Source organism: Streptomyces sp. NPDC127068 (genome assembly GCF_042724695.1).
GTDB lineage: Bacteria > Actinomycetota > Actinomycetes > Streptomycetales > Streptomycetaceae > Streptomyces.
Window position 1 is genome coordinate 123,376 of sequence record NZ_JBHXEN010000006.1, and the last position, 25,972, is coordinate 149,347.

General features: G+C 71.0%; 19 protein-coding genes and 1 pseudogene. 7 read left to right on the plus strand and 13 right to left on the minus strand.

Translation table 11 applies throughout. The annotated features are described in order from the left end of the window. Positions 1–180: 180 nt before the first annotated feature. Positions 181–1,170 (plus strand): LacI family DNA-binding transcriptional regulator, encoded by a 990-nt coding sequence (locus ACFWIA_RS05520; RefSeq protein WP_387000658.1) that lies wholly within the window; start codon positions 181–183, stop codon positions 1,168–1,170. Between the two features lie 79 nt (positions 1,171–1,249). Here ACFWIA_RS05520 and prcA read toward each other — a convergent pair whose 3' ends face one another. From prcA to arc, 6 genes and pseudogenes are all read right to left on the minus strand, one after another. Beyond that, positions 1,250–2,125, minus strand: coding sequence for a proteasome subunit alpha (gene prcA, locus ACFWIA_RS05525; RefSeq protein ID WP_387000659.1), 876 nt, complete (start codon positions 2,123–2,125; stop codon positions 1,250–1,252). 49 nt (positions 2,126–2,174) lie between these two features. Next, a complete protein-coding gene (gene prcB, locus ACFWIA_RS05530; RefSeq protein ID WP_387000661.1) occupies positions 2,175–3,020 on the minus strand; it encodes a proteasome subunit beta in 846 nt (281 codons plus the stop codon). Further along, positions 2,975–3,220 (minus strand): annotated as a pseudogene (locus tag ACFWIA_RS05535) (endonuclease domain-containing protein); the annotation flags it as partial. The gene prcB and the pseudogene ACFWIA_RS05535, both read right to left, overlap by 46 nt. A 123-nt stretch (positions 3,221–3,343) precedes the next feature. Further along, positions 3,344–3,562, minus strand: coding sequence for a ubiquitin-like protein Pup (locus ACFWIA_RS05540; protein WP_387000663.1), 219 nt, complete (start codon positions 3,560–3,562; stop codon positions 3,344–3,346). Positions 3,563–3,744: 182 nt separating this feature from the next. Next, on the minus strand, positions 3,745–5,256 hold the full coding sequence (gene dop, locus ACFWIA_RS05545) for a depupylase/deamidase Dop (RefSeq protein ID WP_387000665.1): 1,512 nt from the start codon (positions 5,254–5,256) through the stop codon (positions 3,745–3,747). Between the two features lie 234 nt (positions 5,257–5,490). After that, positions 5,491–7,254 (minus strand): proteasome ATPase, encoded by a 1,764-nt coding sequence (gene arc, locus ACFWIA_RS05550; protein ID WP_385493095.1) that lies wholly within the window; start codon positions 7,252–7,254, stop codon positions 5,491–5,493. 532 nt (positions 7,255–7,786) lie between these two features. On the opposite strand from arc, the gene ACFWIA_RS05555 reads away from it, so the two are divergent. Then, entirely contained in the window at positions 7,787–8,119 is a 333-nt protein-coding gene (locus ACFWIA_RS05555) for a ferredoxin (RefSeq protein ID WP_387000667.1), read from the plus strand. A 55-nt stretch (positions 8,120–8,174) separates the two neighbouring features. Here ACFWIA_RS05555 and ACFWIA_RS05560 read toward each other — a convergent pair whose 3' ends face one another. The 3 genes from ACFWIA_RS05560 to ACFWIA_RS05570 all read right to left on the minus strand — a co-directional run bounded on the left by ACFWIA_RS05560 (position 8,175) and on the right by ACFWIA_RS05570 (position 11,593). Then, positions 8,175–8,753 (minus strand): hypothetical protein, encoded by a 579-nt coding sequence (locus tag ACFWIA_RS05560; RefSeq protein ID WP_387000669.1) that lies wholly within the window; start codon positions 8,751–8,753, stop codon positions 8,175–8,177. A 283-nt stretch (positions 8,754–9,036) separates the two neighbouring features. Then, on the minus strand, positions 9,037–9,939 hold the full coding sequence (locus ACFWIA_RS05565) for a tRNA (adenine-N1)-methyltransferase (protein WP_387000671.1): 903 nt from the start codon (positions 9,937–9,939) through the stop codon (positions 9,037–9,039). 67 nt (positions 9,940–10,006) lie between these two features. Next, positions 10,007–11,593: a site-2 protease family protein gene (locus tag ACFWIA_RS05570; protein WP_387000673.1), complete on the minus strand. Its 1,587-nt coding sequence runs from the start codon at positions 11,591–11,593 to the stop codon at positions 10,007–10,009. 107 nt (positions 11,594–11,700) lie between these two features. Between ACFWIA_RS05570 and ACFWIA_RS05575 the strand changes: the two genes are divergently transcribed. Then, on the plus strand, positions 11,701–12,648 hold the full coding sequence (locus ACFWIA_RS05575) for a RecB family exonuclease (RefSeq protein WP_387000675.1): 948 nt from the start codon (positions 11,701–11,703) through the stop codon (positions 12,646–12,648). Positions 12,649–12,662: 14 nt separating this feature from the next. Beyond that, the gene (locus ACFWIA_RS05580) at positions 12,663–13,334 is read left to right on the plus strand and encodes a response regulator (RefSeq protein ID WP_387000677.1); all 672 of its coding nucleotides are present in this window, start codon (positions 12,663–12,665) and stop codon (positions 13,332–13,334) included. 81 nt (positions 13,335–13,415) lie between these two features. Here the strand turns inward: ACFWIA_RS05580 and ACFWIA_RS05585 are convergent, their stop codons facing one another. The 4 genes from ACFWIA_RS05585 to metH all read right to left on the minus strand — a co-directional run bounded on the left by ACFWIA_RS05585 (position 13,416) and on the right by metH (position 21,604). Continuing rightward, complete coding sequence (locus tag ACFWIA_RS05585; protein ID WP_387000679.1) at positions 13,416–14,996, minus strand: ABC transporter substrate-binding protein; 1,581 nt, start codon at positions 14,994–14,996, stop codon at positions 13,416–13,418. A gap of 26 nt (positions 14,997–15,022) precedes the next feature. After that, positions 15,023–16,627, minus strand: a complete 1,605-nt coding sequence (locus ACFWIA_RS05590) for an ABC transporter substrate-binding protein (protein ID WP_387000681.1) — start codon at positions 16,625–16,627, stop codon at positions 15,023–15,025. A gap of 499 nt (positions 16,628–17,126) precedes the next feature. Further along, entirely contained in the window at positions 17,127–17,825 is a 699-nt protein-coding gene (locus ACFWIA_RS05595) for an HAD family hydrolase (RefSeq protein WP_385758141.1), read from the minus strand. A gap of 257 nt (positions 17,826–18,082) precedes the next feature. Beyond that, on the minus strand, positions 18,083–21,604 hold the full coding sequence (gene metH / locus ACFWIA_RS05600) for a methionine synthase (RefSeq protein WP_387000683.1): 3,522 nt from the start codon (positions 21,602–21,604) through the stop codon (positions 18,083–18,085). 559 nt (positions 21,605–22,163) lie between these two features. Here metH and ACFWIA_RS05605 point away from each other — a divergent pair. The 3 genes from ACFWIA_RS05605 to glpK all read left to right on the plus strand — a co-directional run bounded on the left by ACFWIA_RS05605 (position 22,164) and on the right by glpK (position 25,834). Next, entirely contained in the window at positions 22,164–22,931 is a 768-nt protein-coding gene (locus ACFWIA_RS05605) for an IclR family transcriptional regulator (RefSeq protein WP_387000685.1), read from the plus strand. A gap of 506 nt (positions 22,932–23,437) precedes the next feature. Beyond that, positions 23,438–24,208, plus strand: a complete 771-nt coding sequence (locus ACFWIA_RS05610; RefSeq protein WP_387000687.1) for an MIP/aquaporin family protein — start codon at positions 23,438–23,440, stop codon at positions 24,206–24,208. A gap of 81 nt (positions 24,209–24,289) precedes the next feature. Next, a complete protein-coding gene (glpK, locus tag ACFWIA_RS05615; protein WP_387000689.1) occupies positions 24,290–25,834 on the plus strand; it encodes a glycerol kinase GlpK in 1,545 nt (514 codons plus the stop codon). Positions 25,835–25,972 lie beyond the last annotated feature (138 nt).

Genomic DNA, 25,972 nt, shown 5'->3' on the forward strand with positions numbered 1-25,972 from the left:
GCCATCCGGCGGTCCACCCGTTCCCTGCGGGCACCGCGAGGGAACCCACCGGCCCGGAGCCGGTCACCGACGTGGAGGGCAGCAGTGCGGACGGAGGGCGGCGACCCCGGTGGTCACGGATCGTCATCGGGGGGCGGACGCCCGGCGGGGGGCCACGGCACCCGGCCCACCAGCCGGGACGTGGCGCGCGCCGCAGGGGTCTCGCAGGCGGCCGTGTCGCTCGTCCTGGGCGACAAGTGGCCCGGTCGGGTGGCCCCGGCCACCGCGGAGCGGGTACGGGCCGCCGCGCGCGACCTCGGCTACCGCCCCAACCTGGCGGCCCGGAACCTGCGCCTCGGCCGCACGCGCACGGCGCTGCTGGCGGTGCCCGTCCTCAACAGCGACTTCTTCGCCGGGGTCCACGCGGGCGCCGCGCGGGTGGCCGCCCGGCACGGCTTCGGCGTCGTCCTGTACCCCGTCCCCGCCGACGCCGGTTCGGCGCCCGACCCGTTCGCGTCGGCCCGGGCCGCCCTGGACGGGGTGATCGCCTCCTCCATGGCCCCGGACGCGGTCGCCGCCCTGCGGGGCGGTGAACTCCCCCTGGTCATGCTGGACTCCGACCCCGCGGCGCACGGCGCGGCCGTCGTCAACCTCGACGTGGGCGACGGGGTGCGGCAGGTGGCCCGCCATCTGCTCGCCCTCGGACACCGGGACGTCCTGCACCTGGGCGCGGACGTCGACTCGTGGACCTTCCGCGTGCGGGCCGGCGCCCTCGCCGAGGCCCTGCGGGACGGATCGGTGACCCACCGACGGGTCACCGCTCCGCTGCGCGTCGACGCGGCCCGCGACGCCGTGGCCGACGTGCTGGGCCTGCCGGCCGCGGAGCGGCCCACCGCGGTGCTGTGCGACAGCGACGTGCTCGCCGCCGGCGTCCTCAAGACCGCCCGGCGCCTGGGGCTGCGGGTGCCCGAGGACCTGTCCGTGACCGGCTTCGACGACCTGTCCCTCGCCACCGCCGTCGAACCCGAACTCACCACCCTGCGGCTGCCGGCCGAGGACGTCGGCGCACACGGGATGCGCGCTCTGCTGGCGCTGCTCGACGGCGAGCAGCCGCCGCCGGTGACCCTGCCCGTGGAACTCGTCTCCCGCGGTTCCACCGCAACGGCCCCCGCCCGCCGCGGGGCGCCCTGACGGCACGCCCGCCTTGCGCCCCGCGGACGGGAAGGGCCCCGGACCGGCTACGACCGGTCGGGGCCCTCGTCCGGGTGTGCTACGCGTCCGGTTCGGCCTCGTCCGAGGTGTCCGGGCCCGTCGACTTGGCGGGCTTCCCCGACTTGCCGGACTTCGCGGGCTTCGCGGTGTCCGCCGGCGCGCCGGTCTCCTCGGCGCCGGACGGCGTCCCCGCGTCGTCCGCTGCGGAGTCCGCCGGGTCGCCGGGCGGCCGGGTGCCCTCCTCCAGCAGACGGGCGAGCTGGCGCCCGACGATCCGCTTGAACTTGCGCTGCTGGGGGCGGGTGCGGTCCAGGACCGCCACCTCCAGGCGCTCGGCGGGGATCTCCCGCTCGCTGCCGTTGGTGTCCCGCGAGAGGGCCTGCACGGCGAGCCGCAGGGCCGCCGCGAGCGACATCCCGTCCTCGTGGCGCTGGTCCAGGTAGGTGCTGATCTGTTCGGCGTTGCCGCCGACGGCGACCGAGCCGTGCTCGTCCACGATCGACCCGTCGTGCGGCAGCCGGTAGATCTGGTCGCCCTCGGGAGAGTCACCGACCTCGGCGACGACCAACTCCACCTCGTACGGCTTCTCGGCCGAGCTGGAGAAGATCGTGCCGAGCGTCTGGGCGTACACGTTCGCCAGCCCGCGGGCGGTCACGTCATCGCGGTCGTAGGTGTAACCGCGCAGGTCGGCGTAGCGGACCCCGCCGATCCGGAGGTTCTCGTACTCGTTGTACTTGCCGGCCGCGGCGAAGCCGATCCGGTCGTAGATCTCGCTGAACTTGTGCAGCGCGCGGGACGGGTTCTCACCGACGAACACGATGCCGTCGGTGTACTGGAGAACGACCAGGCTGCGCCCCCGGGCGATGCCCTTGCGCGCGTACTCCGCCCGGTCGGCCATGGCCTGCTGGGGTGAGACGTAGAACGGCGTAGACACCGGCTGTCCGTCCTTTTCTGTGAGTGGCGATTACGGTTTCGGCAGGTGGTCAGAGCAGGGCGGCACGGGGGCCGTCGGGCTGCTCCAGGCGCCGCTCCAGGATCGAGCGGGCGATCTCGGAGGACTCGGCCTCCGTCAGCCTGCGGAATCCGCTTTCGGTGATCACGGTCACGATCGGGTAGATGCGCCGGGCCACGTCCGGGCCGCCGGTCGCCGAATCGTCGTCGGCGGCGTCGTACAACGCCTGCACCACGAGCGTCGTCGCCTGCTGTTCGGTGAGCTCGTCGTGGTAGAGCTTCTTCATCGAGCCGCGGGCGAAGATCGAACCCGAGCCGGTGGCCGCGAAGCCCTGCTCCTCGCTGCGCCCGCCCGTCACGTCGTAACTGAAGACGCGGCCCTTCTCGCGGTCGACGTCGTAGCCGGCGAAGAGGGGCACCACGGCGAGGCCCTGCATGGCCATCCCGAGGTTGGAACGGATCATCGTGGAGAGCCGGTTGGCCTTGCCCTCCAGGGAGAGCTGGACGCCCTCGACCTTCTCGAAGTGCTCCAACTCCAGTTGGAACAGCTTGACCATCTCGACCGCGAGGCCCGCCGTACCGGCGATGCCGACGGCCGAGTACTCGTCTGCCGGGAACACCTTCTCGATGTCCCGCTGCGCGATCATGCTGCCCATCGTGGCCCGCCGGTCACCGGCGAGCACCACACCGCCAGGGAAGGTCACGGCGACGATCGTGGTGCCGTGCGGCACCTCGATGGCGCCCTGGACCGGGGGCAGCGCCCGGTTGCCCGGCAGCATGTCCGGCTGGTGCACGGAGAGGAAGTCCACGAAGGACGACGAGCCGGGGGTGAGGAAGGCAGCTGGTAGACGCCCGGTGCCACGGTTGTTGGCTTCCACGAGTTTCCCTCCAGATAAGCGGCAGCCCTGCGGACGGTGTCGGGATCGGCGCCCAACTTGCCGACGGCCGAATTGCAGTTGAAGCACGGTACGCCAGGGACCTTACCCGCCTCACGGCCGTGATCCACATGCGTGGCGGGCCGGAACGCACGGGGCCGGGAACGGCGCGGGAGGTGGTGGTGCGCGGTCGGCCGCGCCACCGCCCGCCCAGGTGTGCGCACCGGACCGGATCGGGCGGGCCGACCCGCCGCGCGACCGCGGGCGGTGGATCCGCCCGCGGTCGCGCGAGGACGTCTCCGGACCGCGCGGGTCCGGCCCGTTCGTTACTGGCCGCCCTTTTGCACGAAGGAGCGCACGAAGTCCTCGGCGTTCTCCTCCAGGACGTCGTCGATCTCGTCCAGGACGGAGTCGACGTCGTCGCTCAGTTTCTCCTGGCGCTCCTTGAGGTCCTCGGACGCCTGCGCGTCCTGCACCTGCTCCTCGGTCTCCTCGTTGGTGCGCGTGGCCTTCTGCTGTCCGCCGCCGGTGTCCTTGGTCGCCATCAACCCTCACCCCGCTCGGTTCGCCCGACTCAGTTCGATCGGTCAAGATCAGACCCTACAAGCTGGGTCCGACATCGGCCCCCGCGTTCGTACAACGTCCGGGGATCATCACCATGATTCCCGGGGACGGTGCCGTTCAGCCGCTCCGGGGACCGTTTTCGGTACCGGTCCCGCCGCGCCGGTCACCCGCCGGACAGGACCTTGACGAGTTCCTCGGCCGTGCGACAGCGGTCGAGGAGCGCTTTGACGTGGTTGCGCGTACCGCGCAACGGTTCCAGGGTGGGGACCCGCTGGAGGGAGTCCCGACCGGGCAGGTCGAAGATCACGGAGTCCCAGGAGGCCGCGGCCACGTCGTCCGCGTACTGCTCCAGACAGCGTCCCCGGAAGTAGGCCCTGGTGTCCTCCGGGGGCTTGGTGCGGGCCCGTTCCACCTCCTCCTCGTCCAGGAGCCGCTGCATCTTGCCCCGGGCCACCAGCCGGTTGTAGAGGCCCTTCTCGGCGCGCACATCGGCGTACTGGAGGTCGACCAGGTGCAGCCGGGCGGCGTCCCAGTCGAGGCCGTCCCGCCGCCGGTAGCCCTCCATCAGCTCCCGCTTGGCGACCCAGTCCAGCTCCCCGGACAGGCTCATCGGGTCGTTCTCCAGCCGGTTCAGCGTGTCTTCCCACCGGGCGAGCACGTCCCGGGTCTGCTCGTCCGCATCGGCCCCGAACCGTTCCTCCACGTACTTGCGGGACAGCTCGTAGTACTCCATCTGGAGCTGCACCGCGGTGAGCGTGCGTCCGCTGCGGAGCGTGATGAGCCGTCGCAGCCCGGGGTCGTGCGAAACCTGGTGGAGCGTGCGCACCGGCTGGTCGACCGCGAGGTCCACGGCGATGAAGCCGTCCTCGATCATGGACAGGACCAGGGCGGTGGTGCCGAGCTTCAGATAGGTGGAGATCTCCGAGAGGTTGGCGTCACCGATGATCACATGGAGGCGCCGGTACTTCTCGGCGTCGGCGTGCGGCTCGTCCCGGGTGTTGATGATGGGCCGCTTCAGCGTGGTCTCCAGGCCGACCTCGACCTCGAAGTAGTCCGCGCGCTGGCTGATCTGGAAGCCGTGTTCGTGGCCGTCCTGGCCGATGCCGACGCGGCCGGCCCCGGTGACGACCTGCCGGGAGACGAAGAAGGGCGTGAGGTGGCGCACGATGTCCGAGAACGCGGTCTCCCGCTTCATCAGGTAGTTCTCGTGCGTCCCGTAGGAGGCGCCCTTGTTGTCGGTGTTGTTCTTGTAGAGGTGGATGGGCTGCGCGCCGGGGAGCTGGGCGGCCCGCTCGGCGGCCTCCGCCATGATCCGCTCCCCCGCCTTGTCCCAGAGGACGGCGTCCCGCGGATTGGTGATCTCCGGGGAGCTGTACTCGGGGTGCGCGTGGTCGACGTAGAGCCGGGCGCCGTTGGTCAGGATGACGTTGGCGAGACCGATGTCCTCGTCGGTGAGCTGGCTGGAGTCGGCGGCCTCGCGCGCGAGGTCGAAGCCCCGGGCGTCACGCAGCGGGTTCTCCTCCTCGAAGTCCCACCGGGCCCGGCGGGCCCGGTGCATCGCTGCCGCGTAGGCGTTGACGATCTGGGAAGAGGTGAGCATGGCATTGGCATTGGGGTGGCCGGGAACGGAGATGCCGTACTCCGTCTCGATGCCCATTACTCGCCGTACGGTCATGCGGCCCTCCTTGCCCGACGACGCCCCCGGGCGGGGGCGGCGCTCAAGTACCGCTGGTGCTCCGGTCCGTGTGCGGTGCCCGTCCCCGCACTGCGTGACGCGGCGGTACAGGAGAGCCTATGACGCCTCTGCACTGGTGGGGAGATCATTCTCGTCATTGCCGTGTCACCGTGTGCCGTCCGGTGACACGGTCGGCTGCGGGCACCCGTGGGCACCCGCAGCCGCCCGGTTCGTCTAGAGGTACTGACCGGTGTTCGCCACCGTGTCGATGGAGCGTCCGGTGTCGGCGCCCTGCTTCCCGGTGACCAGGGTGCGGATGTAGACGATCCGCTCGCCCTTCTTGCCGGAGATCCGGGCCCAGTCGTCCGGGTTGGTGGTGTTGGGGAGGTCCTCGTTCTCCTTGAACTCGTCCACGCACGCCTGGAGGAGGTGGGAGACCCGCAGCCCCTTCTGGTTCTGCTCAAGGAACGCCTTGATCGCCATCTTCTTGGCACGGCCCACGATGTTCTCGATCATGGCGCCGGAGTTGAAGTCCTTGAAGTACAGGACCTCCTTGTCACCGTTGGCGTAGGTGACCTCCAGGAAGCGGTTCTCCTCGGACTCGGCGTACATCTGCTCGACGGCGGTCTGGATCATGCCCTGCACCGTGGCCCCGCGGTCGCCGCCGTGCTCGCCGAGGTCGTCGGAGTGCAGCGGGAGCCGCTGGGTGAGGTACTTGCCGAAGATGTCCTTGGCCGCCTCGGCGTCCGGACGCTCGATCTTGATCTTCACGTCGAGCCGGCCGGGCCGCAGGATCGCGGGGTCGATCATGTCCTCGCGGTTGGAGGCACCGATGACGACCACGTTCTCCAGGCCCTCGACGCCGTCGATCTCGGCGAGGAGCTGCGGGACGATGGTGTTCTCGACGTCCGAGCTGACGCCCGAGCCGCGGGTGCGGAACAGGGACTCCATCTCGTCGAAGAAGACGATGACCGGGGTGCCCTCGCTGGCCTTCTCACGGGCCCGCTGGAACACCAGGCGGATCTGCCGCTCGGTCTCGCCGACGTACTTGTTGAGCAGTTCCGGGCCCTTGATGTTGAGGAAGAAGCTCTTGCCCGACGCCTGCCCGGTGACTTCGGCGACCTTCTTCGCGAGGGAGTTGGCCACCGCCTTGGCGATGAGGGTCTTCCCGCACCCCGGCGGACCGTAGAGGAGGACGCCCTTGGGCGGGCGCAGTTCGTGCTCCTTGAACAGGTCCGGGTAGAGGTAGGGGAGCTCGACCGCGTCGCGGATCAGCTCGATCTGGTTGCCCAGACCGCCGATCTGTTCGTAGCCGATGTCCGGGACCTCTTCGAGGACGAGTTCCTCGACCTCGCTCTTGGGCACGACCTCGTAGACGTAGCCGGAGCGGGATTCGAGGAGCAGGGCGTCACCCGGGCGGATGGTCACGTCGAGGAGCGGCTCGGCGAGCCGGACGACGCGCTCTTCGTCGGTGTGTCCGACGACCAGGGCGCGTTCGCCGTCCTCCAGGATCTCCTTGAGGGTGACGATGTCGCCGACGCGCTCGTACGTCATGGCCTCGACCACGTTGAGCGCCTCGTTCAGCATGACTTCCTGGCCGCGCCGGAGTTCGTCGAGTTCGACGCTCGGGCTCACGTTCACCCGGAGCTTGCGGCCCCCGGTGAAGATGTCGGCGGTGCCGTCCTCGTTGGCCGTGAGGAAGACGCCGAAGCCGGCCGGCGGCTGGGCGAGCCGGTCGACCTCCTCCTTGAGGGCCACGATCTGGTCGCGGGCCTCACGGAGCGTGTTCGCGAGGCGTTCGTTCTGCGCGGACACGCCGGCCAGGTTCGTCTGGAGTTCGACGATCCGCTCTTCGAGAATCCTCGTGTGCCGCGGAGAGTCGGCGAGCTTGCGTCGCAGGACGGCGATCTCCTGCTCAAGATAGGCGATCTGACCGGCCGGGTCATCGGACCCCCGACCCGGGCGGATGCCGCGGTTCGTGTCGTCGTGGGCTGCCACGGTCCTCACCTCCTCCAAGGGGAGCTGGACGCTTCCTGACCCTACCTGGGTGGGTGTCGATTGAAACCCCTAGATCACAAAGACCGTGGGGGTGTGTCCGATCTTCACCCTTGCGCTCTCCCTCACGCCAGGTGGATACCCACGGAATGACGTCTGAAAGCGGCCCGGTCCGCTCAGGAAATGGTCAACACCCATCACCGGGCGGCCGACTTGTGCCGTGGTCCGGGTGCCCGTGCAGCGGATCACCCCCTCGGATGTGACGGGCGCCACGCGTGCACGACGGGTGCTCCGACCCGGTTTTCGGCCAGCGGCAGCAGCGGTTGGGCGGCGACCGGCGGTGACGCTGCGTGTGCCGTGGGCGGGGCACCGGCGCCGGTGCGGGCGGTTGTATCGTCGAGACGTCCGGCACGCGCGCGGGACGGGTGTTCGCCCGGGAGGTCGACCGGGGCCGCCGGGGTCGGAAGGCCCCCGGAGCCCTCGGAGTCGTCAAGGCGAGCGTCCCGGCCCGGCGGGTGCACGAGTTGCGCGGGTCATGGCGGGAGAGCAGACGGTGGGGCAAGAGGACCGGTCCGGGAAGCAGGAGGGCGAGGGCCCCGAGCTGGAGGTCTGGATCGACCAGGACCTGTGCACGGGCGACGGGATCTGCGTGCAGTACGCCCCGGAGGTCTTCGAGCTGGACATCGACGGCCTGGCCTACGTGAAGAGCGCCGACGACGAGTTGCTCCAGGCGCCGGGGGCCACGACCCGGGTGCCGCTGCCGCTGTTGCAGGACGTCGCCGACTCCGCGAAGGAGTGCCCCGGGGACTGCATCCACGTGCGGCGGATCACCGACCGGGTCGAGGTGTACGGGCCGGACGCGGCCTGAGACGGCACGCGGTGCCGTCCGGACGGCCCGGGTGGCCGGGCCTGCGCGGCGCCCGTCAGGCGCTCAGTGCGCGCCCGGTGTCCGCGCTGATGAACCGGCCCTCGTGCCAGGTCCAGGTGGTCCGCTTGCGCTCGTCCGGACAGCAGTTGGGCACCTCGGACGAGGAGTAGCCGAGCAGGGTGGCGAGCACGGTCCCGCCCCGTACGGTGAGATCGGTGACGTTGAGTCGGTCCTTGGGCTCGACCAGGGTGGCGATCACCCGGGGGGCCGCTTCGGCGCCGGCCCGGGTCAGGACGTAGACCCCGCTGGGCGGCGTCCCCATGCCCGTGTCGCAGCGCGCCACGGCGACCGTCTCGGGCGTGCCGTCCCCGTCGAGGTCGCCGCTCGCCTCCTGGACGACGCGCACCCCGACGGGGCCGCAGTCGAGCGGGAGCTTCACGTCGGCCGGATCGGGTGCGGGTCCGGGAGCCTTCCGGGCGTCGACCCGGGGACGGCCCTCCTGGACGGCCGTCGCCGCGTCGGGCTGGAGGAGGGACGAGGCCGCGATCACACCGGCGAGGGCCGCGGCGGTGGCCACCCAGTGGATGGGCCGGGTGCGGGTGTGCGCCGGTTCCGGAACGGCGGGATGCTGCACGAGGAGTGTCTCCTGTGAGGGCTGTGCCGGTGGGGTGGCCAGCATCGTGCCACACGGCGCGGGACCGGGGAACGGCGGGGCCGGCGTTCCGGGAACGCCGGGTCGCGGGCCGCTCGGCACGACCCGCGCTCAACGCGCGGATGCCGCCGTCGAGTTTCCCGGACGAATCGGGAACTCGGCGGCGGCATCCCCGCGTTGTGAAGGGTGTGGCCGATACGGCCGTGTTGGCCCGAGGGGCCCCGCAGCTGGCACGCGATGCCGTCTGCGGGGCGGGTGGCACGGGTCAGCGGGTGGCGCCGCCGTCGGCGTTGGGACCCGCGTAGTCGTCGCCGTACGCACCCTTGGCGGGGCGGCGGCGGCGCATCGGGGGCTCGACGCCGTCGGCGAGCCGACGGGCGGTGAGGAGGAACCCGGTGTGACCGATCATGCGGTGGTCGGGGCGCACGGCGAGGCCCTCGATGTGCCAGTTGCGGATCATCGTCTCCCAGGCGGTCGGCTCGTTGAAGCAGCCGATCTCCCGGATGGACTCCACGGTCCGGGCGAGCTGGGTCGTCGTCGCCACGTAGCAGCAGACGATGCCGCCGGGCACGAGGGCCTTGGAAACGGCCTCCAGACACTCCCAGGGCGCCAGCATGTCGAGGATGACCCGGTCGACGTCCGTGTCGGACAGATTGTCCTGGAGGTCGCCGACGGTCAGCTGCCAGGCCGGGTGCGGGCCGCCGAAGTAGCGCTCCACGTTCTGCCGGGCGATGTCCGCGAAGTCCTCGCGGCGCTCGTAGGAGTGGAGCATGCCCTGGTCACCGATGGCGCGGAGCAGGAAGCTGCTCAGCGATCCGGAGCCCACTCCCGCTTCCACGACGCGGGCGCCGGGGAAGATGTCCGCGAAGGAGAGGATCTGCCCCGCGTCCTTGGGGTAGACCACGGCGGCGCCGCGGGGCATGGACAGGACGTAGTCGGGGAGCAGGGGGCGCAGCGCTAGGTAGGCGACGTTCCCCGTGGTGCGGACAACGCTGCCCTCGGGGGAGCCGATCAGCTCGTCGTGCGGGAACGACCCTTTGTGGGTGTGGAAGTTCTTCCCGGCTTCGAGCGTGAACGTGTAGTGGCGTCCCTTGGGGTCGGTGAGCTGGACCTGGTCCCCGACCTTGAAGGGCCCGCGGCGGCGGGCGGCACCGGTCGGTTCGGACATGTGACCAGCCTACCGGTCGTGACGGGGCCCTCGGACCACGGCGGGGCGGGGCCCGGCCGGGGCGGGGTCAGCTGGGGCGGGCCATGGCCCGGACGAAGGCCCGTTCCACGTCGGCGGCGGAGAGTACGCCGTAGATCTCGCCGGAGTCCTCCACCACCAGGTACTCGGTGGCCGGGGTGGTGCGCAGCACGTCGAGGAGTTCCTCGCCGGCCAGGTCGGCGGAGACGCGCATCCCGTCGGTGAGGTCCTGGGCGAGTCCGCTGACGGCGACCCAGGGGCGCCGGTGCTCGGGGATGCCGACGATGGCGGCCTCCCGGACGACCCCGAGGGGCTCGCCGTCCGGGGCGACGATCACCAGGGCGCGGGCGCCGGCGTCGTTCGCGCGGCGCAGCGCCTCGGACAGGGGGGTGTCGGTCTCCACGGGGACGGCCCGCCGGGTGAGGGCGCGGGCCCGCAGCTCGGGGAGGTGTTCCCGCAGCCGGGCCACGCGCAGGCTGTTGCCGGCTCCGGTCCAGATGATGGCGGCGAGGATCGCGGCCAGCAGGGCGTCGGTGACGGTGTCCATGCCGTCGAGGCCGTCCGGCTTGGGTCCGAGGACACCGGACTGGGTGAGCAGCGGCAGGCCGATCAGGACCGAGACGGCGAGGGCCCGGCCGACCCAGGCGGCGGCGATGGTACCGCTCATGGGCTTGCCGGTGATCTTCCAGACGACGGCGCGCAGCATCCGGCCGCCGTCCAGGGGCAGCCCCGGCAGCAGGTTGAAGGCGGCCACGATCAGGTTGGAGATCATCAGGCCGGCCAGCAGCACGCCGGGGACCGTGCCGGGTTCGACGAGCAGCATGCCCCCGTAGAAGGCACCGGCGAGGACGAGCGAGAGGAGGGGGCCGACGAACGCCAGGATGAACTCGCGGCCGGGGGTCTCGGACTCCTTCTCGATCTCGGAGACGCCGCCGAAGAACTGGAGCTGGATGCGGCGCACGGGCAGTTTGAAGCGGAGTGCGGCGACCGTGTGCGCGAGTTCGTGGACCAGGACGGACGCGTAGAACGCGACGGCGAAGAAGAGGGAGACCAGGTACCGGACGTTGCCCAGTTCGGGCAGGACGCGTTCGAGCTGGCCGCCGAAGACCCAGGTGATCAGGGCGGCCACCAGGAACCAGCTGGGGGCGACGTAGACGGGCACGCCGAAGGGTCGGCCCATGAGGATGCCGCCGCCGGGGTCCTTGGCGCGCTGCGGCCGGTCGGAGCCGGGGGGGTGCTCGGTGTCGTCCGAGCCGAACGGGCTCGGCCCGCCGCCCTCCGTACCGGTCGCCCGGGGCGGCTGGTTGCGGGAGTCGGCGTACGGGTGCTGGGGGGCGCGCGCGGGGGGCTTGGTGAGCGGGGTGCGGGGGCGGTCGTCCCCCGGTTCCTGGGGGGCCGGGGTGCCGGGGCGCTCGGGGACGTCCGCCCCGGGGGCGCGCTCGCCCGTGGGGGCGTCCGCCTCGGTGGCGTGCTCCGCCGGGGGCGCGTCGGAAGGCCCGCCGGAGGGCGCCTCGCCGCTCCGCGCGCCCGGTCGGGCGTCCGGAGTGGGGTGGTCCGGCCCGTCCGGACGCGGGCGCCGCTCGGCCGCCGCATCGCCGTCCGGCTGCGGCTGACCGCTCCCGCCGCTCTCAGTCACGGTGTCCCCTCGTTCGGTTTCCCCCGCCCCTGATCATGCAGCGCGAGGGGGTCTGCCGTCGATGGTATGCGTCGGGGTGTCAGTGGCGGGCCGTAGGGTCTGTCCCCATGGAGACCCGTACCGGTGAAGCCGTGGCGCCCGCACGGCCGGGGTCGCTGTCGCCGTCGCGCGCGAGCGATTTCATGCAGTGCCCGCTGCTCTACCGCTTCAGGGTGATCGACAGGCTGCCCGAGAAGCCCAGCGCGGCGGCGACCCGGGGCACCTTGGTCCATGCCGTACTCGAACGACTGTTTGACTCTCCGGCCGGGGAGCGGACCGTACCGCGGGCGAAGGCCCTGGTCCCGGGGCAGTGGGACCGGTTGCGGACCGCGAAGCCGGAGCTGGCCGACCTCTTCAGGGAACCGGACGCCACGCCGAACGCGCCCGGCCGTGAGGAGACCGAGGCGGAGCGGCTCGCACGGTGGTTGACGGAGGCGGAGGGCCTGGTCGAGCGCTGGTTCACCCTGGAGGACCCGACCCGGCTGGAGCCCGCCGAGCGCGAGCTGTTCGTGGAGGCGGAACTGCCCTCGGGGCTCCGGCTGCGGGGGATCATCGACCGGGTGGACGTCGCTCCGACCGGCGAGGTCCGCATCGTCGACTACAAGACCGGCAAGGCGCCCCGCCCGGAGTACGCGGAGGGCGCGCTGTTCCAGATGAAGTTCTACGCCCTGGTGGTGTGGCGGCTGAAGGGGCTGGTCCCGCGCCGGCTCCAACTGGTCTACCTGGGCAGCGGGGACGTCCTCACCTACGACCCGGTCGTCGCCGACCTGGAACGGGTGGAACGCAAGGTGCACGCCCTGTGGGACGCGATCCGGCAGGCGACCGACACCGGCGAGTGGCGGCCCCGCCGCACCAAGCTGTGCGGGTGGTGCGACCACCGTGCGGTCTGCCCGGAGTTCGGGGGCACTCCCCCGCCGTACCCGCTGCCGCTCGTCCCCGGGGCGACCGGATCGGCGCCCGAGATCGGGGCGGGGCGGTCCACCGGTCCGGAGCAGGGCAGAATGGGGCCGGACTAGCGAAGGAGACACACGTGGCCATCCGCGTCCTACTGGTCGATGACCAGCCGCTGCTGCGCACCGGGTTCCGGATGATTCTGGAGGCCGAGGCGGACCTCGCGGTCGTCGGCGAGGCCGGAGACGGCCTGCAAGCGCTCGACCAGGTACGCGCCCTCCAGCCCGACGTGGTCCTCATGGACATCCGGATGCCCCGGATGGACGGGGTCGAAGCCACCCGGCAGATCACCGGCCCCGGGCGGGACGGCCCCGCCAAGGTGCTCGTCCTGACCACGTTCGACCTCGACGAGTACGTGGTCGAGGCGCTCAAGGCGGGAGCGAGCGGGTTCCTGCTGAAGGACGCCCCCGCCAACGAGTTGGTCCAGGCGATCCGGGTGGTCGCCGCGGGCGAGGCGATGTTGGCGCCGAGCATCACCAGACGGCTGCTCGACAAGTACGCCGACCACCTCCCGTCCGGGGACGAACCCGTGCCGGACACCCTGCACACGCTCACCGACCGTGAGGTGGAGGTGCTGAAGCTGGTGGCGCGCGGCCTGTCCAACGCGGAGATCGCCGCGGAGCTGTTCGTCAGCGAGACCACCGTGAAGACGCACGTGGGTCACGTCCTGACGAAGCTGGGGCTGCGGGACCGCGTCCAGGCGGCGGTCTACGCGTACGAGAGCGGTCTGGTCCGCCCCGGCGCCCAGTGACGTCGACGGGCCCGCACCGGATCGGCGCGGGCCCGCGGGTCACCCCGGGTACGGGGCCGGTACGCACCGGCCCCGACCGGTTCAGCCCTTGCTGATCTCCCAGAACCGGAACACCGTGGACGCGTCGAGGCAGTTCTCCAGGCCGTAGACGCTGTCCCGGACGACCGCGTACTGCTTGGCCTGCCACAGCGGGATGATCGGGACGTCGCGGGCGACGATGTCCTGGAGCTTGGCGTAGTCCTTGGCGGTGGCGGACCGGTCGTTCTCCGCCGCCGTCGCGGGGATGACCTGCTCCGTGATGGTGCTGTTCTCGTAGTTGTTGCCGAGGACGTTGCCCTTGCCGAAGAACGGCTGGGTGAAGTTGTCCGGGTCCGGGTAGTCCGGGACCCAACCCTTCACGTACACGCCGTACTTGCCCGCGGCGATGTCCTTCTCGTACTGGTCGAACTCGACCGAGCGGACCTTCGCGTCGAACAGCCCGCTGGCGTTCAGCTGCTCGGCGATCGCCCGGAACTCCTGGTCCGTCGAAGGGCCGTAGCGGGAGGGCGTCGACCACAGGGTCAGCTTCACCTTGCCGGTGTGGCCCTCGGCTTCGAGCGCCTCCTTGGCCTTGGCCCGCTCCGGGCGGGCGCCGTACTCGTCGAAGAACGCCGTGTTGTGGGCGGTGATCCCGGCCGGGATGATCGAGTAGAGCGGCTCGGCGGTGGAGTCGTAGACCTGCTGGACGAGCGCCTCCCGGTCGATCAGGTAGGCGATCGCCTGGCGCACGCCCCGCTTCCCCACCACCGGGTCGTTCACGTTGAAGACCAGGTGCTGCACCTCGGCGCTGCTGCCCGGCACGATGTCGACACCGGAACCGGTGCTGGTGTCGTTCTCGATCTCGGCGATGTCCTTGGCCGCGAGACCGCGGTAGGCGACGTCGACGTCCTTGCCGATGAGCGCCTTCTTCAACGCTCCCTGGTCACCGCCGAAGAGACGCAGGGTGACCTTGGAGTTGCGGAGCTTGGCGTTGCCCTGGTAAGAGCCGTTACGGGAGAACTCCGCCCGGTCCTTGCGGAACGAGTCGAGCTTGTACGGGCCCGAGCCGACCGCCTTGTCGTCGGTGCGGAGCTTGTCGGCGGGGTACTCGCGGTGGTCCACGATCGACCCCGCGCCGGAGGCGATCTTGCTGGGGAAGGTGGCGTCGGGCACGTTCAACCGGAAGACGACGGTCAGGGGGTCCGGCGCCTGCACCTCGTCGAGCATGGGGAACATGATCGCCGGGCCCGCATCGTCGTTGATGCGCATCGTGCGGTCGAAGGAGAACTTCACGTCCTCGGAGGTGAGGTCGTTGCCGTTGCTGAACTTGAGGCCCTTGCGCAGGGTGCACTTGAACACCTTGGCCTGGGCGTCGGTGAATCCGCACTCCTGGGCGGCTTCGGGCTCCGGCTCCGTACTGCCGATGGGGAAACTGAGCAGGGACTGGAAAACGTTGTTGAACAGCAGCCACGAGCCGGGGTCGTACCCGGATGCGGGGTCGGTCGCAGTGACGTCGTCGGACATGCCGACCACCACGGATCCTCCGCTGCCGGACTCACCGTCCTCCGTACCGCAGCCGGTCAGCGTGGCGGCTGCCAGTCCCGTGGCTATGGACAGGACTGACCACTGGGTGCGCTTCTTCACGATCTACCTTGGGGGTCCAAGGGAGTTCAGTCGCTGACTCCGCGACTGAGCTCCCACAGCTGAAGGTTCGACGAGGAGTCGAGTGCCCATTCGACTCCCTGGATGTCGTCGCGCGCGGCCACGTACTGCCTTCCTTGCCACAGAGGCAGTACCGGCACGTCGTCGGCGACGATGTTCTGGATCTCCTCGATGCTGTCCGACGCTCTCAACCGGTCGGCCTCCCGGCGCGACTGGGGGATCAGGTCGTCGCGGATGGCGCTGTTCACGTAGGGCAGCGCGAGGAAGTTCCCCTTGTCGAGGAAGGGGGCGAGGAAGTTGTCGGCGTCGGGGAAGTCGGGGAACCAACCCAGGCCGTACACGGCGTACTTGCCGTCGAGTTCGTCGGCACGGAACTCGACCCACTCCGCGCCCTTGATGTCGACCTCGAACAGACCACTGGCGTTGAGCTGCTTCTTGAGCACCTCGAACTCCTTCTCCGTGGTGGAGCCGTAGTGGTCGGTGGTGTAGTGGAGCGTGAGTTTGACCGGTGTGGTGACACCGGCCTTCCGCAGGATTCCGCGGGCCTTCTCGGTGCTCGGCGCGCCGTACTTGTTGAAGAAGGCGCTGGAGTGTCCGGTGAGGGTGGCCGGAACGAGGGAGTACAGGGGGTCGGCGCCTTCGCCGTAGACGGTGGAGGTGAGTTCGCCGCGGTCGACGACCTGGGCCATGGCCTGACGGACGGCCTTCTCCCGCACTACGGGCGCATTGGTGTTGAAGCCGAGGTAACGGATCTCCAGACCCGGGGTCTCGACCAGTTTGATGCTCTTGTCGGCGCCGCCGGACAGCTTCTTGATCTGTTCCGGGGACATGGTGCGGGTCATCAGATCGACCTCGCCCGCGTCGAGCGCGGCGCCCATGGCGGCCGCGTCGGCGAAGGGACGGAGTTCGATCTTGCTGTTCTTGGGGGTGTGCTGACCCTTGTACGTGTCGTTCTTGGTGAACACCGCCTTGGTGACGGCACCGTTCTCGGTCTCGGCCTTCAGGGTGTAGGGGCCGGAACCGTCGATCTCGAAGCCGTTGCGGAGCCGGTCACGGGGGTACTTCTCGGGGTGAACGATTCCGGCGACGGGGGTCGCGAGCTTGAACGGGAAGGTCGCATCAGGGGTCTTGAGGTGGAAGATGACCTTCTTGTAGCCCTGGGTCTCGACCGTGTCGACGGTGTTCAGCAGGCTGGCGACCCCACTGGCCGCCTTGATGCCGAGGACCCGGTCGATGGAGTACTTGACGTCGGTCGCGGTGACCGCCTCGCCGCCCGCGAACGTGAGGCCGTCACGCAGGGTGCACGCGTACCGTTCGTTGCCGGTGTCGGTGAACCCGCACTCCTCGGCGGCTTCGGGCACCGGCTCGCCACCGCCGCGCGGCAGGGTCATCAGGGTCTGGAGGGTCTGCCGCAGCAGGTTCCAGGAGCCCGCGTCGTAGGCGTAGGCCGGGTCGAGGGGAGCCGGTGACTCCTTGGTCGTCGCGAAGGAGTCGGTGGTACCGACCGTGATCGCGTGACTTGCCCGGTCCCCGCCACCGGATCCGCCACAGGCGACGAGCACCGGGGTGAACAGGCCGAGGACGGCCGGCAGCACCAACGTCTTGCGGTTCATGGGCGGGGTTCTCCAGAGCGGTCGATCCCCGGACACCGGCAACGGGGGTGTGAGGGCGGTGTCCGGGATTCCGGCGATGTTCTCGCGATGACACTAGTGCGGCGGGCCGGAATGCCCGGACCGGGCCGCTCGCCCCCGTCCATCACGCTCTGAAACCGGCTACCGACAGATCGGAAATGCCGCGACGGAAGGTTTCGTGCACCCTCCTACCAATCGGGACACATGGACTCAGCTTCACACCGGCGCCGGGGCCGACCTACATAGGGCATGCCCACTGTCGACCCCGAACGGCGTGGCAAAGCTCACATGGACGAATTGATTCATCTGCCGGACAGCCCTACGAGCCCTCGGGGCAATCCGCTCGAACCGGGCGGCTCGGGCGCACAGTTGGCGGCCCGGGCGCACGGGCGAGCGAGGTCAAACGGTCAAGGTGGGACAGGGGACCCGCCCCGGAGGCGCCTCGTGTCGGGGCGACGGCTCGGGCCGGTGGGGCGACGGATCAGTTCGGGCTCATCACGCCGTGCAGGAACGGCAGGTCCACCTGCTCCAGGGAGGAGACGACCGTGCGCCCCGGAGCGGCCTGGATCGGCGCCACCGACGGCACGGCCACCACCCGGCAGCCGGCGGCCTCCGCGGCGGCGACCCCGGTGGCGGTGTCCTCGACGACCGCACAGCGCCCGGGGTCGGCGTCGAGTCCCGCGGCGGCGAGCAGGTACGGGTCGGGGAACGGCTTCGTCCGCTCCACCTCGTCCCCCGCGACGGTCAGGGTGAAGTGCCGGTGACCGAGCGAGTGCAGGACCCGGTCGATGATGCGGCGGTGCGAGGCGGAGACCAGTGCGGTGGGGATGCGGTGGGCGGCCAGTTCGGCGAGCAGTCGGGCCGCGCCGGGCATCAGGGGCAGGGCCCGGCTGATGCGGCGCTCGAACCCGTCGTTGAGCAGGACGGTCAGCTCCGCGAGGGTGATGTCGGCGCCGGTCGCCTCGATCAGGAATCCCGCACTGCGCGTCATGGGGCCGCCGACGACGACCTCACGCCAGGCGTCGTCGAGCCGGTGTCCGAGGCCCGCGAAGACCTCCGCCTCGGTCTCCCACCAGAAGCCCTCCGTGTCCACGAGCGTGCCGTCCATGTCCAGGAGGACCGCCTGGAGCGCGGAACCGTCGGCCGGTCGGGCGCCGAGGGCGGGAACCGTGGTGGTCATCCGGGCACACCTCCATGAGGGACGAAGAGGCCGGCCGCCCCTCCCGCAGAAGAGGCAGCCGGCCTGCACTGGACCGACCAGTGTACGACGTCGTGGCGGAAAGCGCCGGTGGAATTCCCTGGGAACGGCCGCGGCGGCCGGCACCGTACGGATTCCCGCACACACCGCCGGGGTGCGGACGGCACGCGGTCACGGTGCCGGCGGCGTGCGGGCGCCGGGTCGAGCGGCGTGCGGCGCCCGTTCGGCGGTGGGCGGACTCAGCGGGCGTTGAAGTACTTCGCCTCCGGGTGGTGGATCACGATGGCGTCCGTGGACTGCTCGGGGTGGAGCTGGAACTCCTCGGAGAGGACCACCCCGATCCGCTCGGGCTCCAGCAGCCGGGCGATCTTCGCACGGTCCTCCAGGTCGGGGCAGGCCCCGTAGCCCAGGGAGAACCGGGCACCGCGGTACTTCAGCGCGAACATGTCCTCGATCTGGCCGGGGTCCTCCCCGGCGAAGCCCAGTTCCGAGCGGACCCGTGCGTGCCAGTACTCGGCGAGCGCCTCCGCGAGCTGGACGGACAGCCCGTGCAGCTCCAGGTAGTCCCGGTAGGCGTTGGCCTCGAACAGTTCGGCCGTGGCCTCGCCGATCCGCGAGCCGACGGTGACCACCTGGAGGCCCACGACGTCCCGCTCGCCGGACTCCTCGGGGCGGAAGAAGTCGGCCAGGCACAGCCGCCTCCCCCGACGCTGGCGGGGGAAGGTGAAGCGGGTGCGCTCGTTGCCCTGCTCGTCCAGGATGATCAGGTCGTCGCCCTTGGAGACGCAGGGGAAGTAGCCGTAGACGACGGCCGCCTCCAGCAGGTTCTCCCGCTGGAGCTTGTCGAGCCAGCCGCGCAGTCGGGGGCGTCCCTCGGTCTCGACCAGTTCCTCGTAGGCGGGACCGTCCCCGGCGCGGTTCTGCTTCAGTCCCCACTGCCCCTTGAACAGGGCGCCCTCGTCCAGCCAGGAGGCGTACTCCTTGAGCTGGATGCCCTTGATGACCCGGGTGCCCAGGAACGGCGGGGTCGGCAGCGGGTTGTCGGTGGACACGTCGGAGCGGACGGCGCCCTCCTCGGGGCGGTCCGGGGCGGCGACGGGGGCGGCGGCGCGGACCCGGCGCTGCTTCAGCTCGGGCAGGCTCGCTCCGGGCACCCCGCGCTTGACCGCGATCAGCGCGTCCATCAGCCGCAGGCCCTCGAAGGCGTCCCGGGCGTAGCGGACCTCGCCCTCGTAGATCTCGTGGAGGTCCTGTTCGACGTAGGCCCGGGTGAGGGCGGCGCCGCCGAGGATCACGGGGTAGTCGGCGGACATCCCCCGCTGGTTCAGCTCCTGGAGGTTCTCCTTCATGATCACGGTGGACTTCACCAGGAGGCCGGACATCCCGATGACGTCGGCGCGGTGCTCCTCGGCGGCCTCCAGGATCGCGGAGACGGGCTGCTTGATGCCGAGGTTGACGACGTTGTAGCCGTTGTTGGACAGGATGATGTCCACGAGGTTCTTGCCGATGTCGTGGACGTCCCCGCGCACGGTGGCGAGCACGATCGTGCCCTTGCCCTCGGCGTCGGACTTCTCCATGTGGGGTTCGAGGTAGGCGACCGCGTTCTTCATGACCTCGGCGGACTGGAGGACGAACGGCAGCTGCATCTGACCGGAACCGAAGAGTTCGCCGACGACCTTCATGCCGTCGAGCAGGGTCTCGTTGACGATGTCGAGTGCGGGGCGCTCGACGAGCGCGGCTTCGAGGTCCTGCTCCAGACCCTTGCGCTCGCCGTCGATGATGCGGCGCTTGAGGCGCTCCTCCAGCGGCAGTGCGGCGAGTTCCTCGGCCTTGCCCGCCTTCATCGACTTGGTGTCGACGCCCTCGAAGAGTTCCAGGAGTCGCTGGAGCGGGTCGTAGCCCTCGGCCCGGCGGTCGTAGATGAGGTCGAGGGCGACCTTGACCTGCTCCTCGTCCAGCCGCGCGATGGGGAGGATCTTGGAGGCGTGGACGATCGCCGAGTCCAGGCCGGCCTTGACGCACTCGTCCAGGAACACGGAGTTGAGGACGAGTCGGGCGGCCGGGTTGAGCCCGAAGGAGATGTTGGAGAGGCCGAGCGTGGTCTGCACGTCCGGGTGGCGGCGCTTGAGTTCTCGGATCGCTTCGATGGTGGCGACGCCGTCGCCCCGCGACTCTTCCTGACCGGTGCAGATGGTGAAGGTCAGGGTGTCGATGAGGATGTCGGATTCGAGGATGCCCCAGTTGCCGGTGAGGTCGGCGATGATGCGCTCGGCGATCGCGACCTTGTTCTCGACGGTGCGGGCCTGGCCCTCCTCGTCGATGGTGAGGGCCATCAGGGCGGCGCCGTGCTCCTGGGCCAGCGCGGTGACCTTGGCGAACCGGGACTCGGGGCCGTCGCCGTCCTCGTAGTTGACGGAGTTGATGACGGCCCGGCCGCCCAGCTTCTCCAGGCCCGCGCGCAGCACCTCGACCTCGGTGGAGTCGAGCACGATGGGCAGGGTGGAGGCGGTGGCGAAGCGTCCGGCGAGTTCGGCCATGTCGGCGACGCCGTCGCGGCCCACGTAGTCGACGCACAGGTCGAGCATGTGGGCGCCTTCGCGGATCTGGTCCCGGGCCATCTCCACGCAGTCGTCCCAGCGGCCGTCGAGCATCGCCGTGCGGAACTTCTTGGAGCCGTTGGCGTTGGTGCGCTCGCCGATCGCCAGGTACGCGGTGTCCTGCCGGAACGGCACCGTCTGGTACAGCGAGGCGGCGCCGGCCTCGGGGCGGGGGTCACGGGTGGGCGGGGTCACCCCGCGCACCCGCTCCACGACCTGGCGCAGGTGCTCGGGGGTGGTGCCGCAACAGCCGCCGATCAGCGAGAGGCCGTACTCGCGGACGAACGTCTCCTGGGCGTCGGCGAGTTCGGGTGCGCCGAGCGGGTAGTGGGCACCGTTCTTGCCGAGCACGGGCAGACCGGCGTTCGGCATGCAGGACAGCGGCACCCGGGAGTTCCGGGCGAGGTAGCGCAGGTGCTCGCTCATCTCGGCGGGGCCCGTGGCGCAGTTCAGCCCGATCATGTCGATGCCCAGCGGCTCCAGGGCGGTCAGCGCGGCGCCGATCTCCGAACCGAGGAGCATGGTGCCGGTGGTCTCGACGGTCACCGAGCAGATCAGCGGCAGGTGGGTGCCGGTGGCCTCCAGGGCGCGGCGCGAGCCGAGCAGGGCGGCCTTCGTCTGGAGGAGGTCCTGGGTGGTCTCGACGATGAGCGCGTCGGCGCCGCCCGCGATCAGGCCCTCGGCGTTGCGCTGGTAGTAGTCGCGCAGCAGCGGGTACGGGGCGTGCCCCAGGGTGGGGAGCTTGGTGCCGGGGCCCATGGAGCCGAGCACCCAGCGCTGCTGTCCGGTGGAGGCGGTGAACTCGTCGGCGACCTCGCGGGCGATCCGGGCGCCCGACTCGGACAGTTCGAAGGTCCGCTCGGGGATGTCGTACTCGCCGAGGGCCGAGTAGTTCGCGCCGAAGGTGTTGGTCTCCACGCAGTCGACGCCGACGGCGAAGTACGCCTCGTGGACCGTGCGGACGATGTCGGGCCGGGTGACGTTCAGGATTTCGTTGCAGCCCTCCAGGTCCTGGAAGTCCTCCAGGGTGGGGTCCTGGGCCTGGAGCATCGTGCCCATGGCGCCGTCGGCGACCACGACCCGGCTGGCGAGGGCCTCGCGCAGGGCGTCGACGCGGGCGCGACTTTCGGGGGACACGGTGGACGGGGTGGGCAACGAGGCCATGTAGGGCTCCCTGAGATGCGACGGCTGTCGGCTTTGCGGCTCCGCGGGGAAGGCGCACCCGCCCAGGGTAGCCGGGTCGCCGGGCGGCGCGCGGGGGCGTCCATGGGGCGGACGGGGGTACGGGCGCGCACGGTGCCGGTCGGGCGCCCCCGTGCGGGACGGGGCGTCGCCGGTCGACGGGCCCCGCGCCCGGCCGGGGCGGGACGGGACGGGGCGCCCCGGTGGGCCGTCCGGGGGCTTTCCCTCGGCCGCTCGGGTGGAGTCGGCCGCGACCGGAGTCCGCGACCTGGGGTCCGGCGCGGATCGGTGCGGATCGGTGCGGATCGGTGCGGATCGGTGCGGGCGCGGGGTGCGTACGCCGTTCGGCGGCTCCCGTGGGTCCCGGAACTCCACTGGTGTCACCGCGGTGTCCGAACGAGTGGAAACATACGCTGACTGTCGGCAGTCCCGGGCCGACAAAGACGGCTACTGTTCAGCATTGCCGAACGTCATGCGGTGGACGGCGAGTGGTGGCGCATGGGATCGAGAGATACGCGAGAGATACGGAGGACGCGCTGCGATGGCGAAGAACATCCAGTCGCTCGAACGGGCCGCGGCCATGCTGCGGCTGCTCGCCGGCGGTGAGCGGCGGCTCGGCCTCTCCGACATCGCCTCTTCGCTCGACCTCGCCAAGGGCACCGCGCACGGCATCCTGCGCACCCTCCAGGCCGAGGGCTTCGTCGAGCAGGACCCCGCGTCGGGCCGCTACCAGCTCGGCGCCGAACTGCTGCGGCTCGGCACCACGTACCTCGACGTCCACGAACTGCGGGCGCGCGCCCTGGTGTGGACGGACGACCTGGCCCGGTCCAGCGGCGAGAGCGTGTACCTGGGCGTGCTCCACCAGCACGGGGTGCTGATCGTGCACCACGTGTTCCGACCGGACGACAGCCGCCAGGTGCTGGAGGTGGGGGCGATGCAACCGCTGCACTCCACCGCACTGGGCAAGGTGCTCGCGGGCTACGACCCGGTGGCGCACAGCGAGGCGCTGGAGGGGGACCGCAAGGCGTACACCGGCCGGACGGTCTGCGACCCGGACGGATTCGAGGCGGTGCTGACGCTGACCCGTGCGCGGGGCTACGCCTCCGACGTGGAGGAGACCTGGGAGGGCGTCGCGTCCGTCGCCGCCGCGATCCACGACCGGCGCAGGATGCCGGTCGGCGCGGTGGGGATCACCGGAGCCGTGGAGCGGGTCTGCCGCGAGGACGGCGAGTTGCGGCCCGAGCTGATCGCCGCGGTCCGCGAGTGCGCGCGGTCCGTCTCCCGGGACCTGGGCGCGAGCCGCTTCTGACGGCGGCGGGCCGCTGCTGACGGTGGCGGGCCGCTGCTGACGGTGGCGGGCCGCCCGTGACGACGCCCGCCCCGGAGTTTCGCCGGGCCGCCGCGGGGGTGCGCTGACACCCTCGCCCACCCTCGCCGGGCGCCCCCTCCGCCGGGCGCCCGCCCCCCTGCCCGCGCCGTCCCGCCGGGCGCCCACCTCCCGGCGCCACCAACCCCGCACTCCCCCACCCCGTTCCGCGCGCCCCCACCCCGGCATCCTGCGCCCATCGCCGCGGGCCGCATCCGCACGCCCGGCCCCGCCACCACGAGGGGAGCGGTGCGCACCGACGGACCACGCCGAACGGCAGCGGCCGATCGATAGGCGCACTCGATCAGTAACGATCGCATTCCCGATGACAGAACCCTTGACTCACCGGTAACAACGGGACAAGACTCCCGTCCATCGGTCGGCATTGTCGAACACCTAACGGCAATACACGCTAGAGTGTGGCGACACAAGCAACAAAGGAGTCGCGGGTGTCCACCTCCGACATCTTCATCGGCGAGACCATAGGAACCGCCGTTCTCATCCTGCTCGGCGGCGGCGTGTGCGCCGCCGTGACGCTGAAGCGGTCCAAGGCCCTCAACGCGGGCTGGCTGGCCATCACCTTCGGCTGGGGCTTCGCGGTCCTGACCGCGGCCTACCTCGCCGGCGGCGTCTCCGGCGCCCATCTCAACCCCGCGGTCACCCTCGGCCTCGCCGTCCAGGGCGGCACCGCATGGGGCGACGTCCCGGCCTACCTGGCCTCACAGCTGCTGGGCGCCATGCTCGGCACCGTGCTCATGTGGCTCACGTACTACGGCCAGTTCCGCGCCCATCTGACGGACAGCGACCTCGTCGGGGAGCCCGGCACCCAGGACACCAAGGGCCCCGGCCCGGTGCTCGGCATCTTCTCCACGGCACCCGAGATCCGCAACGCGGTGCAGAACGTCACGACCGAGGTCATCGCCACGGTCGTCCTGGTCCTCGCGATCCTCACCCAGGGCCTCAACGCCGACGGCGACGGCCTCGGCGTCCTGGGCGCCCTGATCACCTCGCTGGTCGTCGTCGGCATCGGCCTGTCCCTGGGCGGTCCCACCGGGTACGCCATCAACCCGGTGCGCGACCTCGGCCCCCGGATCGTCCACGCCCTGCTGCCCCTGCCCAACAAGGGCGGGTCCGACTGGAGCTACGCATGGGTCCCGGTGGTGGGCCCGCTGATTGGCGGGGCCGTCGCGGGCGGTATCTACAACATCGCCTTCACGTAGTCACCGCCGACCCCCACCAGAACCAGCGAGACTCGCAGGCCCCGGGCGACCGCCCGGGTCCCGGACCCCAGGAGCAGACCCGTGACCGACGCCACCACCCCCACCGGCCCGTTCATCGCAGCGATCGACCAGGGCACCACCTCCAGCCGGTGCATCGTCTTCGACCGGGACGGCCGGATCGTCTCCGTCGACCAGAAGGAGCACGAACAGATCTTCCCGAAGCCGGGCTGGGTGGAGCACGACGCCACCGAGATCTGGGCGAACGTGCAGGAGGTCGTCGCGGGGGCGGTCCGCAAGGCCGGCATCACCCGCGAGGACATCCTCGCCATCGGCATCACCAACCAGCGCGAGACCACGCTGCTGTGGGACCGGCACACCGGCGAGCCGGTGCACCACGCGATCGTCTGGCAGGACACCCGCACCGACGGGCTCTGCAAGGAGTTGGGCCGCAACGTCGGGCAGGACCGCTTCCGCCGGGAGACGGGACTCCCGCTGGCGAGCTACTTCTCCGGCCCCAAGGCCCGCTGGCTGCTCGACAACGTCCCCGGCCTGGAGGCCCGGGCCGAGGCCGGGGACATCCTCTTCGGCACCATGGACTCCTGGGTGATCTGGAACCTGACGGGCGGCGTCGACGGCGGCCACCACGTCACCGACGTCACCAACGCCTCCCGCACCATGCTGATGAACCTGCACACCCTCCAGTGGGACCCGAAGATCGCCGCCTCCATCGGCGTCCCGCTCCAGATGCTCCCCGAGATCCGCTCCTCGTCCGAGGTGTACGGCGAGGTCAAGGGCGGCGCGCTCGGCGAACTGCTCGGCGGCATCCCCGTCGCCTCGGCGCTCGGCGACCAGCAGGCGGCCCTGTTCGGACAGACCTGCTTCAGCGTCGGCGAGGCCAAGTCCACGTACGGCACCGGCACGTTCATGCTGATGAACACCGGCGACCAGCTCATCAACTCCTACTCCGGTCTGCTGACCACGGTCGGCTACCGGATCGGCGACCAGGAGCCCGTGTACGCGCTGGAGGGCTCCATCGCGGTCACCGGCTCGCTGGTCCAGTGGATGCGCGACCAGATGGGCCTGATCAACTCCGCGGCCGAGATCGAGACGCTGGCGTCCTCCGTCGAGGACAACGGCGGCGCCTACTTCGTCCCGGCGTTCTCCGGATTGTTCGCCCCGTACTGGCGCTCCGACGCCCGCGGGGTGATCGCGGGCCTGACCCGGTACGTCACCAAGGCGCACATCGCGCGCGCCGTCCTGGAGGCCACCGCGTGGCAGACCCGGGAGATCACGGACGCGATGACCAAGGACTCCGGGGTCGAACTGACCGCGCTCAAGGTCGACGGCGGAATGACCTCCAACAACCTGCTGATGCAGACCCTCTCGGACGTCCTGGACGCGCCCGTGGTGCGCCCGATGGTCGCCGAGACGACCTGTCTCGGCGCGGCCTACGCCGCCGGCCTCGCCGTCGGCTTCTGGCCGGACACCGACGCGCTGCGCGCCAACTGGCGCCGGGCCGCCGAGTGGACCCCCCGGATGGACGCGGACAAGCGGACGCGCGAGTACAAGAACTGGCTCAAGGCCGTCGAACGGTCCATGGGCTGGATCGACGACGAAGAGAACTGACCCCCCGCGGGGGGGGCCGGGGCCCCCGCCGCGGCCCCCGAGGGAGCGGGAGGGGGGCGCCCCCCCCACCAACACCCCCCCCCCCCACCCCCCCCCCCCCCCCCGGCGGCCCCCCCCGGCCGGGGGGCCGCCACCCCC